At 62.8% G+C, this 14203-nt stretch carries 15 protein-coding genes; 9 read left to right on the forward strand and 6 right to left on the reverse strand.

The features are described from left to right. Positions 1 to 99 precede the first annotated feature (99 nt). Positions 100 to 981 carry a LysR family transcriptional regulator gene (locus tag ACP15S_RS03605; RefSeq protein WP_425038207.1) on the reverse strand — a complete coding sequence of 294 codons (882 nt, stop codon included), beginning with the start codon at positions 979 to 981 and terminating at the stop codon, positions 100 to 102. A gap of 100 nt (positions 982 to 1081) precedes the next feature. On the opposite strand from ACP15S_RS03605, the gene ACP15S_RS03610 reads away from it, so the two are divergent. The 3 genes from ACP15S_RS03610 (at position 1082) to ACP15S_RS03620 (ending at position 4501) form a co-directional block, all read left to right on the forward strand. Then, positions 1082 to 1699 (forward strand): GNAT family N-acetyltransferase, encoded by a 618-nt coding sequence (locus ACP15S_RS03610; RefSeq protein WP_425038208.1) that lies wholly within the window; start codon positions 1082 to 1084, stop codon positions 1697 to 1699. A gap of 39 nt (positions 1700 to 1738) precedes the next feature. Continuing rightward, a complete protein-coding gene (locus tag ACP15S_RS03615) occupies positions 1739 to 2740 on the forward strand; it encodes a membrane dipeptidase (RefSeq protein WP_425038209.1) in 1002 nt (333 codons plus the stop codon). Between the two features lie 258 nt (positions 2741 to 2998). Then, complete coding sequence (locus ACP15S_RS03620) at positions 2999 to 4501, forward strand: winged helix-turn-helix domain-containing tetratricopeptide repeat protein (protein ID WP_425038210.1); 1503 nt, start codon at positions 2999 to 3001, stop codon at positions 4499 to 4501. A 3-nt stretch (positions 4502 to 4504) separates the two neighbouring features. Here the strand turns inward: ACP15S_RS03620 and ACP15S_RS03625 are convergent, their stop codons facing one another. Further along, positions 4505 to 4738 carry a hypothetical protein gene (locus tag ACP15S_RS03625; protein ID WP_425038211.1) on the reverse strand — a complete coding sequence of 78 codons (234 nt, stop codon included), beginning with the start codon at positions 4736 to 4738 and terminating at the stop codon, positions 4505 to 4507. A 148-nt stretch (positions 4739 to 4886) separates the two neighbouring features. Here ACP15S_RS03625 and ACP15S_RS03630 point away from each other — a divergent pair, with 148 nt between their 5' ends. Together ACP15S_RS03630 and ACP15S_RS03635 are read left to right on the forward strand one after the other, a co-directional pair. Next, positions 4887 to 6560, forward strand: a complete 1674-nt coding sequence (locus ACP15S_RS03630) for a hypothetical protein (protein ID WP_425038212.1) — start codon at positions 4887 to 4889, stop codon at positions 6558 to 6560. Continuing rightward, complete coding sequence (locus tag ACP15S_RS03635; protein WP_425038213.1) at positions 6557 to 6937, forward strand: DUF3726 domain-containing protein; 381 nt, start codon at positions 6557 to 6559, stop codon at positions 6935 to 6937. Before ACP15S_RS03630 ends, ACP15S_RS03635 begins: the two co-directional genes overlap by 4 nt. Here ACP15S_RS03635 and truA read toward each other — a convergent pair. Next, entirely contained in the window at positions 6934 to 7710 is a 777-nt protein-coding gene (truA, locus tag ACP15S_RS03640; RefSeq protein ID WP_425038214.1) for a tRNA pseudouridine(38-40) synthase TruA, read from the reverse strand. The two genes, ACP15S_RS03635 and truA, sit on opposite strands and share 4 nt — an antisense overlap. A gap of 109 nt (positions 7711 to 7819) precedes the next feature. Here truA and ACP15S_RS03645 point away from each other — a divergent pair, with 109 nt between their 5' ends. From ACP15S_RS03645 to ACP15S_RS03660, 4 genes are all read left to right on the forward strand, one after another. After that, complete coding sequence (locus ACP15S_RS03645; RefSeq protein ID WP_425038215.1) at positions 7820 to 9232, forward strand: YcjX family protein; 1413 nt, start codon at positions 7820 to 7822, stop codon at positions 9230 to 9232. Then, positions 9229 to 9675 carry an N-acetyltransferase family protein gene (locus ACP15S_RS03650; RefSeq protein ID WP_425038216.1) on the forward strand — a complete coding sequence of 149 codons (447 nt, stop codon included), beginning with the start codon at positions 9229 to 9231 and terminating at the stop codon, positions 9673 to 9675. Before ACP15S_RS03645 ends, ACP15S_RS03650 begins: the two co-directional genes overlap by 4 nt. After that, positions 9672 to 10670: a YcjF family protein gene (locus tag ACP15S_RS03655; protein WP_425038217.1), complete on the forward strand. Its 999-nt coding sequence runs from the start codon at positions 9672 to 9674 to the stop codon at positions 10668 to 10670. Before ACP15S_RS03650 ends, ACP15S_RS03655 begins: the two co-directional genes overlap by 4 nt. 61 nt (positions 10671 to 10731) lie before the next feature. Beyond that, positions 10732 to 11868, forward strand: coding sequence for a glycosyltransferase (locus tag ACP15S_RS03660; protein WP_425038218.1), 1137 nt, complete (start codon positions 10732 to 10734; stop codon positions 11866 to 11868). Here the strand turns inward: ACP15S_RS03660 and ACP15S_RS03665 are convergent. The 3 genes from ACP15S_RS03665 to ACP15S_RS03675 form a co-directional block, all read right to left on the reverse strand. Beyond that, a complete protein-coding gene (locus ACP15S_RS03665) occupies positions 11865 to 13184 on the reverse strand; it encodes an MATE family efflux transporter (RefSeq protein WP_425038219.1) in 1320 nt (439 codons plus the stop codon). The genes ACP15S_RS03660 and ACP15S_RS03665 overlap by 4 nt on opposite strands. Before the next feature lie 81 nt (positions 13185 to 13265). Then, on the reverse strand, positions 13266 to 13775 hold the full coding sequence (locus ACP15S_RS03670; protein WP_425038220.1) for a PaaI family thioesterase: 510 nt from the start codon (positions 13773 to 13775) through the stop codon (positions 13266 to 13268). Further along, on the reverse strand, positions 13772 to 14197 hold the full coding sequence (locus ACP15S_RS03675) for a PaaI family thioesterase (protein ID WP_425038221.1): 426 nt from the start codon (positions 14195 to 14197) through the stop codon (positions 13772 to 13774). The genes ACP15S_RS03670 and ACP15S_RS03675 overlap by 4 nt, the downstream gene beginning before the upstream one ends. Positions 14198 to 14203 lie beyond the last annotated feature (6 nt).

Genomic DNA, 14203 nt, shown 5'->3' on the forward strand with positions numbered 1-14203 from the left:
GAGATCGAAGAGATCAATCTCGTCGGTGATGTGTCAGGTTTGTCATGTGGGCTTGCTGACGAAGTTTAGCGGCGTTTGCAAGAAAAATCTGTGCAGCCCTCAAAGCGTGGCGCGGACCCAATCGAGGAAGGGATGGGCGAGCGGATGCACGGGACCGCGCGGCAGGACGCCCACGTATTCCACGACGATATCGCGTGGCGTGGCCACTTTCACGACCCGGCCGGAGGCAAGCTCGTCCTCTGCCAGTATCTCGGTAAAGAAGGTGGCACCAATGCCGTTTCGGACGGCTTCAAGGAGCAGATTGGGGCTGCCAATCCTGACTTGCGTGAGCCGATCCACATCCAGCCCGGAGGTGCGCATCAAGGTGAGCTTGAGGTCCATGCCATCATGCCAGAGCCAGGGCATCTTATGCGGATCCGTGCCGTATTTTGAGATCACGGACGGCGCCGCAATGCCCACACCCATCACGCGCTTGAGGTCAATGCAGATCAGATTGCCGGTATCGGAGCCATCGTCGACATCGGGATGGCGCGAGCGGATGCCTGCATCAAACCCTTCTGCCTCGAGATCGACATAGGCGCGTTGCGGCGACAGCGAGATCTCTGCGCCGGGATGTGTCGCCCAGAAGTCCTTGAGGTTGGGCATGATCACCCGCTCGGCCATGAAGGGCGAGCAAGTCACACGCAGCGCGCGCGTCTCCGCGCCAGATCGCATGCGGGCAATCTCATCGGCAATCGTGGCGAAACTCGCCGTCAAGGTCTGCGCCAACTGGTGTCCGGCGGTGGTGAGCGTGATCCGGCGACCCTGCCTGACGGCCAGCCCAACGCCCAGATCACGCTCCAGCGCGCGGACCTGTTGGGCAATGGCGGCATGGGTCACGTTGAGCGCCCGCGCAGCGCCCGCGAAGCTGCCCTCGCGGGCGGTCGCCTCAAAGGCGCGCAGCGCCGTCAGGGAGGGAAGGGTCCGCCAATCAACTGACATGATAGCTCCACTATCGTTTTTGAATTATTCCTGAGTATCTGATTTCGCCGCATCAGGCTATGGTTGGATCAACACGAACCAGACACGACAGGAGGCTCACATGACGATTGCGCAACCCAAAGAGGCGTCAGGCGCACGACCCCCCGAACCCACCGGAGACGCCTCGTCGAAAGGCGAACTGGTGCATGTTTTGAAAGGGTTTGACGTCAGAACCTACGCCAAGGCTTCTGAAATTCCTTTCGAGCCCGCCAACGCCGCCCTGCTGGATTACGTGCATGGGCAGCAAAAGGTGCTTCTGGAGGTGGCGGGTCTGAAGGTCGATGCCGCCGCGCATGTGCGTACCTTTTGGAGCCATATCGACGAATACCTCGCACCCAAGGGCAGCTTTTATCTCGCGTGGTCGCCAGAGGGGAAGATCATGGGCACGGGCGCGATGCGGCAGGTCGATGACAAGACGGGCGAAATGAAACATCTCTACGTCCACCCGGATGCGCGCGGTGCCGGTTTGGGCCGCTGGCTGGTCGAGCGTCGGATGCAGGATGCGAAGGCCCAGGGCCTGACAACGCTTGTTGCAGATACGCTGCGCGGCAATGTCGCCATGCCCAGGCTCTATGCCAGCCTCGGTTTTGAGGAGGTCAGTCCCGGCGCAGAATCCCGCTCTGTGGGCGTGATGCCGGAATTGATAGACCACCTGCGCTTTTTCCGTCGCAAGCTCTGAGCCATTGCAACCGGGCTGAGGCCGTCCTAGCGTCTCCCCATGACGACATCCTTGCCCGCCCCGCTCATCGACAACCTGCAATATTGCAACTTTTCCGAGAAGATTTTTCGGGAATTGCGGGCAGGCGGCGTCGATGCGATCCACGTCACCATCGCCTATCACGAGAGCTTCCGGGAGATGGTTCTCAATCTGGAGCAGTGGAACCGGTGGTTCGAACGCTTTCCCGATCTTCTGCTGCGTGGGACGCAGGCCTCAGACGTGAGGCGCGCACAGGAAAGCGGACGCACGGCAGTGTTCTTCGGGTTTCAAAACCCCAGCCCTATCGAGGATGACATTGGGTTGATCGAAATCGTACACCAGCTTGGTGTGCGCTTCATGCAACTGACCTACAACAACCAGTCTCTATTGGCCTGCGGCGCCTATGAGGAGGAAGACAGCGGGCTCACGCGCTTCGGGCGGCAAGCCGTGGCAGAGATGAACAGGGTGGGGCTTGTGGTGGATATGTCCCATTCCGGGGAGCGCTCCACGCTGGAGGCGATCGATGCGTCCTCCCGGCCCATCGCCATCACCCATGCCAACCCCGATTGGTGGCATCCCGCGCTGCGCAATTTCTCGGACGAGGTTCTGCGCGCATTGACGGCGCGAGACGGGATGCTCGGCTTTTCGCTTTATCCGCATCACCTCAAGGATGGCTCGGATTGCACGCTTGAGAGCTACTGCGCGATGATTGCTGAGGCGGCCAACCGATATGGCGCGGAACACCTCGGGATTGGCTCAGACCTTTGCCAGGATCAACCAGACAGCATTGTCGAATGGATGCGTGTCGGGCGGTGGTCAAAGAAGATCGACTACGGCGAAGGCAGCGCGGACAATCCCGGTTTCCCGCCGATGCCCGCGTGGTTCCGGGACAACCGCGATTGGGGCAATATCCGCGCAGGGCTCGCTCAGGTGGGTTTCTCTGACCTTGAAGTTGCGGGGCTCATGGGCGGCAATTGGCTGAGGTTTTATGAGGAGAGTTTCGGACCTGCCCAGACAAGCTGAGCGCGTCTTGTGGCAGTTCATACCACGCGGCCCCATGGTTATATGGACGGCGCGTCCGGCTTTGGATTCTTTATCTATTCGCTGGGGCAGTGGCGGGTTCGACGCAGACGCGCTCATTTTGTGAGCCCCACCTCTCGCAGTTGCTCTTGTGTGTGCCGCTGCTCTCGCTATCGTTTCCCCCATGAGCGTGATTTTGACCAAAACCCCGATCCGCGGCCTGCGGGCTGATCCATGCAGGCTTGCCAGAGAACCTGAGCATTGAACCTTGTCATCGACGACAGCCAGCGGCGCGCCGTTCTCGATGGCGCTGAGCTTGAGCTGGGCGCGCGGGCGTTTGACGTCCTGGTCCATCTGCATGCCCATGCCGACCGGACCGTGACCAAGCAGGAATTGCTGGATGCGGTCTGGGCGGGTCTCATGGTCGAGGAGGGCAACCTCACGGTCCAGATCGGCACGCTGCGCAAGGCGCTCGGGCGCGAGGCGATCAAGACCGTGCCGGGGGTGGGCTATCGTTTGACGCTGGGGGCGAGCGCGCCTGCCTTGCCGGTGGATGCGCCGAGCTTGCCCGACAAACCCTCGCTCGCGGTTCTGCCGTTCACCAATCTTACGGGGCAGGCGGAGGCGGATTACCTCGTCGATGGGATGGTAAGCGAGATCATTTCGGCTCTGGGCCGGATCCAGAGCTTCTTCGTGATCTCCTCCACTTCGAGTTTCACCTACAAAGGCCGCTCGGTCGATCTCGCTCAGGTCGGGCGAGAATTGGGCGTGCGCTATATCCTCGAAGGCTCGATCCAGCAGGCCGGGCTGCGCCTGCGCATCTTTGCGCAACTGGTGGAGGCTGAAACCGGCCAGATGATCTGGCAAGAGCGCTTTGAAGGCACCACCGACGACATCTTCGATCTGCAGGACCGCGTGGCGGAGAGCACGGCTGCCGCGCTTGAGCCGAAACTCGTCTGGGCCGAGGCCGCGCGTATCCGCACAAAACCAACCGATAGCCTCGCCGCTTATGATCTGTATCTGCAGGGCTCGCGTTTGAACTATCTCTTGCCGAAGGTGGATAACCACAAGGAAACGATGCGTTTTTTGCGAGAGGCGCTTGAGCTCGATCCCAATTTCGTTCAGGCCAAGGCTGGGATTTGTGCGGCGCATACCTGGGCGTTCGCCAGTCGGACATGGACTTTTGAACAGGCCGAGGCGGCAATTCCCCTCGCGCGTGATGTGCTTGGAAGCGGCACTGAAGATCCGCTCGCGCTTGCGCAGGCGGGTCACTATATGGCCTATATTGGCCGGGATCACGCCCTGGGGCTCACCTATCTCGAACAGGCCGCGCATCTGAACCCGAACTCAGCCACAATCGGTCTATTGCTGGGGTGGGTCCATAACTACGAGGGCAATCCGGACGCGGCCCTGCGCTACCTTGAGCGCGCGATGCGTCTGAGCCCGCTGCATCCTCAGATTGCGGTGACGATCTGTGGCATTGGTCAAGCTGAATTGGAGCGGGGCAAGACAGAGCTTGCGATCACGCATTTCGAGCGCGCGCTTTCTGAGGCGCCTGACTTTCTGACAATTCATCTGGGGTTGCAGGGCGCCTACCATGTGGTGGGGCGCGCAGAGGAGTCCGCGCGGATTGCCGCAGTTTTTCGTGAACGCGTGCCCGATATGAGTGTCGATGTCTTCCAACGGACCCGCCCCCAGATTGCCGGGGTCTATTCGGCCTGCGTCATCGCGGGCCTGCGCGCCAATGGGTTTCCCGAGGAGTAGGCCTTAGCGCAGCAGACGGTCGACCCTGGCGCGTGCCTCGGCACGTATCGTCTGTGTACGCAGGGCTGTTTCGGCCGCTTCCTTGCGCGCGGCTGGTGATCTCCGGGGCAGAGCCCTCCCGCAGATACGCTGCGCGATCTCTGCGGCACGGACAGTAAACTTGGTGAGGCGCGTGGCATAGGCGCTGTTCTCGAAGCTGATAAAGGCCATTGGAATGTCTCCGCTTTGGTGTGTCATGTTCTGAGACCACCCTCCCACGGCCCGTGCCAAAGCGTCCTGCAACGGATCCAAAGCGGTCCAAAACGCGGCTAAATCGGTCCAAAAAACTCCGAAACAGGTCGCAAAAATGCTTCTCAGAAGAACGGCTGGGTGGCAGGGTGACACCATGCGAGATTTTCCTGATCAACCGCCCCAAACCGAATTGCGTCCCGCTTCCCGGGTCATGCGCCTGCATCAGATGGGGGCGATGTTTCCCACGCGGCTCAGCTTTCTGCGGGTGATCCTGCGCCAGCTTGCCAGCGAGGGCGCAGAGCTGACCCGGCCTGTTTGGGATATCGATGCCGAGGGATACGGCCACGCGGTCTATTCCATTCCGTTGGGCGGGCATGTCTATTCACTGGTCGCCATCTCGACGCATCTGCCCGATCACCTGCGATCCGACCGCGTCATCGCGACGGCCTGGGACAGCACGTATGTGCTCTATGACGGTGTGCCGGATGCGGGAGAAATCGCCCGGATCAAGGCCAATGCGCCCAGGCAGGAAGCCGGTCGGTTCAGCGAACGCGAGCTTGTGCTTTCCCGGGCGAACAAATCGGTTCGGCTGTGGTCCGAGATTGCCGAGATATTGCGCCGGGGACAGCAACCTGATCCTGCCCGTATCAACGAGGTGGGGTACCTGATGCGGACGACAGCCGTCTACGGCAATGGCAAGTTCGGCATCGCAGATCGTGCCTTGATCGCCGACCGCCCCGGGCTCGATGGGCCGTTTGCAGTGGAGATGCTGACGGTCTGGATGATCCGCGCCTTTACGCATGATCTCATCGAGCATGTGGGCGGGGCACCATTGGATCGCGACATCAAGCGCCATTTGGGCATCGGCAATGCCACCGGGCTTGGCATGGCACCTTTTCTCGTCTCCCATCCCGTCTTGCTCAACAATTGGATGATGGTGCGAGAGACGGCGCTGGCACGTGTGCGCGCTCTTGAAACGCTGGCCCCGGAGGACATCGCGGCCATTCAGCGCCTCGTGTCCCGGGCGACGGGGCATCTGTCGGAATGGAACGTGCCGGATCCCTTGGCGCAAGACGAGATTGCCATGCTGCGCCGTGAGTTTCCGGCGTTTGCCGCGCGGCATCTGTCGCCAGAGGCGTTGCAAGAGACCCGGGCTCTGGATCGTGCTATGCAGGCGGCCTCTGAGGCGCCCGCCGCGCTGGAAGAACTGGTCGTGGCTTTGCTTTTGGAGCCTTTTGGCGGGCTCGTCGATGGGCTGGCCTGCTGCATGGCGGACCCCCTTGGCCCGCTCGCGCCTCCCATCGAGACGACCGAGGCGTTGCGCGCTTCTATAGAGACCCATTGTGGCTGGGCTTTGGGGCGTGACTACACGAGCCCGGAGCAAGCAGGGCAATTCTGGTATGTTTCCGAGGAAAAGCTTGAGCCGCGATTGGGCCAGCGCTTCGAGGAGCCCGGTGCCGATCGGGAGAGCCCACTTGATGTAGCGCGCCGCATCGCGGCCCTGCATTGCGCTTTGCCCGAGGCGGACATGTCTGTGACAGCCTTCCTCACGGAATTCCCTGAGCACCTTATGGCCGTAGAGCGCGTGCAAGTTGCCGCGCATTACCCCTATGCGGAGATCCAGGACAATCTGATCGCCGCTGATACGCGCCCGATTGACATGCTGCGCGCGAAACTGGCCATGTTTGGCGCTGCGAAGTTTGACCCGAAGTCAGATCTCTGGACCCGGATCACACTGGCGCAAGGAGCGCCGCTGCCAGATGAGCTGACGCCCGAACTAGTGGATCATTGGTGGTTGCCCACAGCGCCGCACGCCGTCTCGCCATGAGCCATTCAGTCAATGAGATTGAAGCACTGGCCACGAAAGCGGCGCGTGGGGCAGGGGCTCCGCCCGCGCAAGCGGCAAAGTTCGGTCAGGCCGCCGTCCGGCATCTCGCTGCCAGCCGCGCTGAGGCGGCACTGATTGATGCCTTGCAAGCCCTGCCCGGCGGGCCAATCCTGCAATTTGCGCTGAGACCGGATAGGGCGCACCCTTTGGGCCAAAGCTACGCGGAGGCGCAGGCGCGTGCAGCCATGCCCGCACGTCTGGCCCCGTCCAAAGCGTTGCTCGATGCGCTGGCGCCTCTGGCGCACAAGACCTACGTGCCCGCCAGTGAAGCATCACGCACCGCCGGAGCGGGCGCAGGCTTGACCGACAACGACTAGGCTTCGCTCCCGAACACAGGCTCCGGATAGCGCACGCCCATGAGATAGAGCCCTTGGGGGGGACACACGGGCCCGCATGCCGCGCGGTCTTTCGCGTCAAGTGCCCGGCGCACATCCTCGGGCGCCCAGCTGCCCGCGCCCACGCGTTCTAGCGTGCCCACGATGGATCGCACTTGGTTGTGGAGAAAAGAGCGGGCCACAAGGCGAAACTGAAACTCAGTCCCAGCCTCTGTGGATATCTCTGATATCTCAATTTTATCAATCGTTTTTACGGGAGACTTCGCCTGACAGATTGTCGAGCGGAAGGTCGTGAAATCGTGATGACCCACAAGATGCGCGGCCCCTTGCTGCATCGCCGCCAGATCGAGCCGCTGTTTCACCTGCCAGACCTGACCCGCTTCCATGGTTGCTGGCGCACGGCGTGCCAGCAAGCGAAAGAGGTAGCGCCGCTCCAAAGCGGAGAAACGCGCGTGCCAGTCATCGCTGACCTGTGCGGCCTCTGTGATTGCCACGGGCGCGGGCTTGAGGTGGTGGTTGAGGGCCTCTTGCAAGCGGAACGGGTCCCAGGGTCTGGCCAGATCGCAATGGGCCACTTGCCCGCGCGCATGCACGCCCGCATCGGTCCGGCCTGCCGCGGCAATCGTATGCGCGCCGGGCTCCAGCCGGGCGAGTGCAGCCTCGATTGCGCCTTGCACCGAAGGCTGATCGGCCTGACGCTGCCACCCGGCAAATGGCGCGCCGTGATATTCGATTTTGAGGGCGTAACGCGGCATAGCGGGGCCATAGCGCGGGGAAAGTTGCAAAACAATCCCCGCCGGTCTGCCTCTGGTATCCCCCGGCTCGCGTGCCTATCCTTTGAGGGCAAGTCTTGAGGGGATGTGAATGGTCATCACGACACTTGCCGATACGCTGGTGCGCTCGGTGGAAAACGTCACAGATACGGTCAACGAGACCCTGTTTGAGCCTGTGATCCGGCTGGGTGTCACAGGGCTGGCGCGGGCGGGCAAGACGGTTTTCATTACCTCGCTGGTGGCCAATCTGATGGATCGCGGACGCATGCCGGGCTTGGTGGCCGCGCAGGAAGGACGCTTTGCCAGCGCGTTCTTGCAGCCCCAACCAGACAACACGATTCCGAGGTTTGACTTCGAAACCCACCTCAACGCCCTGACCGCGCCCGAGCCGCATTGGCCGGACAGCACCCGCGCGGTCTCGGAACTGCGCCTGTCGCTGAAAGTGCAGCCAGCGGGGTTGCTGTCCGGGTTGCAGGGGCCGCGCGTCATTCATCTCGATATCGTGGACTATCCCGGCGAATGGCTCCTCGATCTCGCGCTTCTAGACAAGGATTACGTGCAGTGGTCCCGCGAGGTGTTGGAGCGGATTGAGGATCGCCCGGAAGCGACGGCATTTCTCCAGATGTTGTCCGGCACCGACGGGGCGTCGCGCCACGAAGAAACGCGTGCGAAGCATCTGGCGAGCGCCTTCACGGCCTATCTGAAGGCGGCGCGCGGCGCAGGGTACTACGATTGTACGCCGGGCCGTTTCCTGTTGCCCGGTGATCTGGAGGGTGCGCCTGTCTTGACATTCGCGCCGCTGCCCGCCGGAGATGCGCCCCGCCGGAGCCTTGCGCGGGAGATGGCGCGGCGGTTTGAGGCCTACAAGGCGGAAGTGGTCAAACCCTTCTTTCGCGATCACTTTGCGCGGATTGACCGGCAGGTTGTCCTCGTGGATGCGCTGGGGGCCATTCACAAAGGGCCCAAGGCCGTTGAGGATATGCGCCGCGCCATGGCCGATATTCTGGGCGCTTTTCGTCCGGGGCGGAATGATTTCCTCACGCGGCTTTTGATGGGCAAACGCGTGGAGCGTATCCTGTTTGCCGCGACCAAAGCCGATCATTTGCACCATAGCCAGCATGACCGGCTGGCCGCAATCATGGCCGCGCTGACCCGCGAGGCGCGGGACCGGGCGCAATTCGCGGGCGCCACGACCGAGGCCATGGCCTTGGCAGCCCTGCGTGCCACAACGGAGCACAGCGGCACCCACGAGGGGCGCGTGCTCGACATGGTGCGTGGGAAATTGCTTGACACGGGGCGGCAGGCCGCCTTCTACCCTGGCGAATTGCCGGAAGACCCCAACGCCCTGCTTGCGCCCGCCCGCGATGGGGCCGAGGCCTGGCTCGATGGCGATTATCAGGTGATGAACTTCGCGCCTGCGCCGCTGACATTGCGCCCGGGTGAAGGCCCGCCGCATATCCGGCTCGACCGCGCTGCGCAATTCCTGATCGGAGATCGCCTATGAGCTTGACCCTGCGAGACGCCAGATCGACCGATGCCGGCCGCGTTGGTGCCATCCTGTCGGCCTTTATCGATGAAACGGAATGGATGCCGCGCTTGCACAGCCGCGCCGAAGACATCAGCTTTGCAGGCTCCATGATCGAGCGCGGCTGGGTACGCGTGGCTGAAACGGCGGTTGGGCTCGCGGGCTTTATCGCGCGGGACGCAACGGAAGTGAATGCGCTCTACGTCGCGCCGGAGGGCCAGCGGCAGGGCACGGGCACCGCGCTCCTGCAAGACGCCATGGATGCAAGCGAAACGCTGGAGTTGTGGACCTTTGTTCTCAACACGCCCGCGCGGCGCTTTTATGCCAAACACGGGTTTGCCGAGCTCTCGCGCGGCGATGGTTCGACCAATGAGGAAGGCTTGCCGGATATCCGTCTGCGCTGGCAAAGGAGTGTGTCATGAGCAAGGGACCCGTTCTGATTGATCTGGACGAGACCGAAGAAGGCCCCAGCCCTGCGGAAGCGCCCCCCGTGCCCGACCCGCTATTGTCTGCGCCCAAGGGGGCTGCGATGCAAAGCGTGGCGACACTGGCGGCGCGCAAACCCTCGCGGCTGGCGCGCTGGTTCTGGTCGGCGCTCTTGGCGTTGGTGGGCGCGTTGGTCTCGGTCGCCGCTTGGGATTATGTCACCGGTCTTTTGGCCTCGCGGCCTCTTCTGGGTGCGATCATTGCGGCGATGATTGGGCTGGTTCTGCTCCTGCTTCTTGTGATCTGTCTGCGCGAGATGGCGGCCTTCGGGCGGCTGTCGCGCATAGACCGGTTTCAGCGCGAGGCGGACGAGGCGCTGGCCTCTGGCAATCTGGAGGCCGCGCGGGCGCTCTCGTCTGATCTGATCCGTTTTTACAAAGGGCGCGAGGAGACCCGTTGGGGCCGGGAGGCCATGGGCGAGCGCATGGGCGATCTGTTTGACGCCGATGCTGTGCTGGCTCTGGCGGATCATGAACTGGTGAGGCCACTGGACAAGGCAGCACAACGCGAAGTTGAAGCTGCGGCCCGGCAAGTCGCGACCGTGACCGCGCTTGTGCCACTCGCACTTGCCGATGTTGTCGCGGCCCTGACGGCCAATTTGCGCATGATCCGTCGCATTGCCGAGATTTACGGCGGGCGGTCAGGGGCTTTGGGAAGCTGGCGTCTGACCCGTGCGGTCATGGCGCATCTGGTGGCCACGGGTGCTGTGGCCGTGGGCGATGACATGCTGGAGCCGCTCCTCGGTGGATCGCTTCTGGGCAAACTCTCGCGGCGCTTTGGCGAAGGCATGGTCAACGGAGCGCTGACCGCGCGCGTGGGCGTTGCTGCCATGGAAGTGTGCCGGCCTTTGCCCTTCGCGGAAGGCAAGCGGCCGCGGGTGCGCTCGATTGTGCAATCCGCGCTGACGGGGCTGGTGAGCCGAGAGCGCTAGGGTCAGGCCCCTTGTTTTCCCGCGCGCTCTTCCTTTAAGGCAAGCGCCAAGGAGAGCTATCATGCGCATTGCCATTGCCACCGGCGAATACCATCTGCCCGGCGAGACGTTCATAAATCGCCATATCCAGCATATTTTCGGCGGTGCGGCGGCAGTGGTTTGCGGGCGCGATCACGGCGACAATCCCTATGGCGTGCCGGTGTTTGCGCGGCGCGGTGGCGAAGGGGCCATGGACATGCTGCAAGGCCTTGTGATGATGCCGCTGAACCGGATGCGGTATGGCACGGGCCGTTTGCCTTATGGGCGTGCCAAGCGGGCCTTGCGCGATTTTCTGGAGGCGCAGCGGGTCGAGGCCATTCTGGCGGAATTTGGCACGCAGGCGCTGGCCGTCGCCCCGTTGGCCCGGGAGATGGGTCTGCCGTGTTTCACGTATTTCCGGGGGACAGATGCCTCCAAAGCGCTGGGGCAGAAGAATATTCCAGAGGCGTATCGGCGCATGATGCCCCATCTGGCCGGTGTCTTCTCGGTCAGCCAGTTCCTGCTCGACAATCTGGCGGCCCATGACGTGCGCCATCCCAACGCCCATGTCATTCCCTCCGGTGTCGATGTGCGCCGTTTCACGCCGGGCGAGAAGCGTCCGCTCTCCTGTCTTGCGGTGGGGCGCATGGTGGAGAAAAAAGCGCCGCTGGTCACGTTGCAGGCTTTTCTGGGCGCGACGCGAGACCAGCCAGGGGCGCATCTCGATTTCGTTGGTGACGGGCCTTTGCTGGAGCCTGCGCGCGCGCTCGTGGACAAGGCGGGGGCGACGGCGCAAGTGAGCTTTCATGGCGCGCAGCCGCATGATTTCGTGCGCCGCAAATTACAGGACACGGAGTTCTTCCTGCAGCATTCCATCACCGCCAAAAACGGCAATACCGAGGGGCTGCCCACGGCCATTCAGGAAGCCATGGCGGCAGGATGTCTGACCATCTCAACCCGCCACGCAGGTATTCCCGAAGCCATTGACGAGGGCGAGACGGGCTGGCTTGTGGATGAACATGACGCGGCAGGATTTGAGGCGGCCATTGCGCGGGCGATGCAGGCTGAGAACCGTTCTGATATGGCGCTGCGCGCCCGCGCCGTGGCAGAGACGCGATTTGACAATGCGGCGTTGCTCAAAAAGCTGGAAGACGAGATCCGCGCAGCGTGCGGCCGTTAGGCGGTTGTGGGCAGCTTGATGGCGCGTTCCAGAGCAGGATAGCGCGCCAGGAGCGTCAGCCCCCGCGCCAGAAACGAGACATGCAAGGCAAGCCACAAACCATGGTTGCCCCAAGGCAGCAAAAGCCAAAGGGCGATGCCATAGATGACGGCTGAGAGCGCCATCATGTTGCGCATATCGCCCGAGCGAGTGGCGCCGATGAAAATACCGTCCATCATCACAAGCCCCACTTGCATCGGCGGGGCCGCAATCATCCAGGGCAGATACGTCAGGGCTGCGTCCTGCACGTCTGGCGCCTTGCTCATCACGCGGATCATCCACGGCCCCAGGAGCCAAAAGGCCAGCGACATGACAAGCGCCGTCGCGGTGGACCAAATCGTCGTCAAAACCACAGAGCGCCGCAAATCCTGTGCGCGGCGCGCTCCGAAAGCTTTGCCCACGAGGCTCTCCGCCGCGAAGGCAAACCCGTCCATGGCATAGCCCGTGAAATACAGAAACTGCAGCAGTACCTGATTGGCTGCCAGCGTCGCATCGCCAAATTGCCCGCCGATCAGCAGAAAGGACACGAAGATAACCTGCAACATGAGCGAGCGCAGCAGGATGTCAGTATTGATCACAGCCATATTGCGCAGCGCGGGGCCATCAAAGATGCGTGGCCAATCGCGCCAGCTGGGTTGAGAGAAGGCGGCGCGGCAAAGCCAGAGGCCGAAACCCAGACCGAGCCAATCGGCAATGAAAGTGGCCCAGGCCACACCCGCCACGCCAAAGCCCATGCCCAGCACAAAGATAAGCGACAGCGCAACATTGACGCCGTTGATACAAAGCTGCTGCGCCATCACGGCGCCCGAGCGCTCCTGCCCAATGAGCCAGCCGGAGAGGCCGAAGGTCGCCACCGCCGCCGGGGCCGACCAGATCCGGATCGCCATATACTCGCGCGCGAGTTCTTCGACCTCATGGGAGGCAGGCGAGAGATGAAAGGCTCCCCAGAAGATCAGCGGGTGCAACAAGATCAGCGCCACGCCACCGGCCAGCCCGATCATCAGCGAGCGCGTCAAAAGCGCGGCGACTTCGCCGCTCCGCTTGGCTCCCGCGGCTTGTGCGGTCAGCCCCGTTGTGCCCATGCGCAAAAAGCCGAAGATCCAGTAGACCGCTGAGAGCACAATCGCGCCAACCCCCACCGCGGCAATGGGCTCAGCCTGCGGGATCTGGCCGACCACGGCTGTATCCACCGCGCCAAGGATTGGGATCGTCACATTGGCCAGCAGGATTGGCAGGGCAATCCTGAGCACCCGGCCATGGGTCAAGGCGTCAGCCATGGCACCACAAGGGGCGTTGCCCCTCGCCCGTTCCGGGCTCACCCCAGCGTATTTTGCGCCAGAAGAAGGGGCAGGGCGTACTCATCCCCGGGCCGTGGGCATGACAAAATGCGCTTTGGCCTGTGCGATGGGGCGGGCGCGATTGTCTTGCCAGGCTTCGACATCGACGCTGGCGTAGCGCCGCCCGGAGCGGGTGATATGGGCGCGGGCATAGGCATCGCGCGGCAGGCCCGAGCGCAGGTAATCCACTGTGAAGCTGACCGTCTTGGGCAGGCGGGGCAGGGTTTGTGGCGTCAGCGTTTCGGGATCGATGGCGCCGCTCTCAATGTCTTCCCACAGAAGCGACCAGCTCAGCCCGATGATGCCGGCGGTTTCGAGAAACGCGGCCGTGACGCCGCCATGCAGCGCAGGCAGGAGCGGGTTGCCAATCAGCTTCTCCGCGTAGGGCAGCAGGGCTGTGAGTTCGTCGCCGCGCCGCTCGAAGGAAATGCCCAGAAACTGGACGTAAGGAACGCCGGAGACCAGCGCATGCAGGGCTGCATCGCGACGTTGTTTGACGATCTGGACCGGGTCGGGCGCGGGGCGGCTCATGGGCGCGCCTCCACCGTGAAGGTGCCGGAGGCCGACGCCACGGGGCGCTCGGTGTCTTCGTCCCAGGCGGTTGCGCGGACAAAGGCCACTGAGCGGGTCACGTGATGGCATTCTGCGCGCGTGGTGATCGCCTGACCGGGTGTGGCGGGGCGCATGTAATCGATGCGCAAATCTATTGTGGCTGTCGCGCCGGGATTGTCGGGATGGGCCACGACAGAAGCGCCGCAGCAGGTATCCATCAGGGCAGAAACGGCGCCGCCGTGGATCACACCTGTCTTTGGATCCCCCACCCAGCGTTCGTCATAGGGCAAGCGCATGATGGCGACACCTTCGGTCATATCGAGCATTTCCATGCCCAGAGCGCGGGAATGGGGAATGGCCTCGATGAACTGACGGGCGATTTTGATCTTGTCTGCTGTCATGGTTCC

It is taken from the genome of Primorskyibacter sp. S187A (genome assembly GCF_049800955.1).
Lineage (GTDB): Bacteria > Pseudomonadota > Alphaproteobacteria > Rhodobacterales > Rhodobacteraceae > JAKVBH01.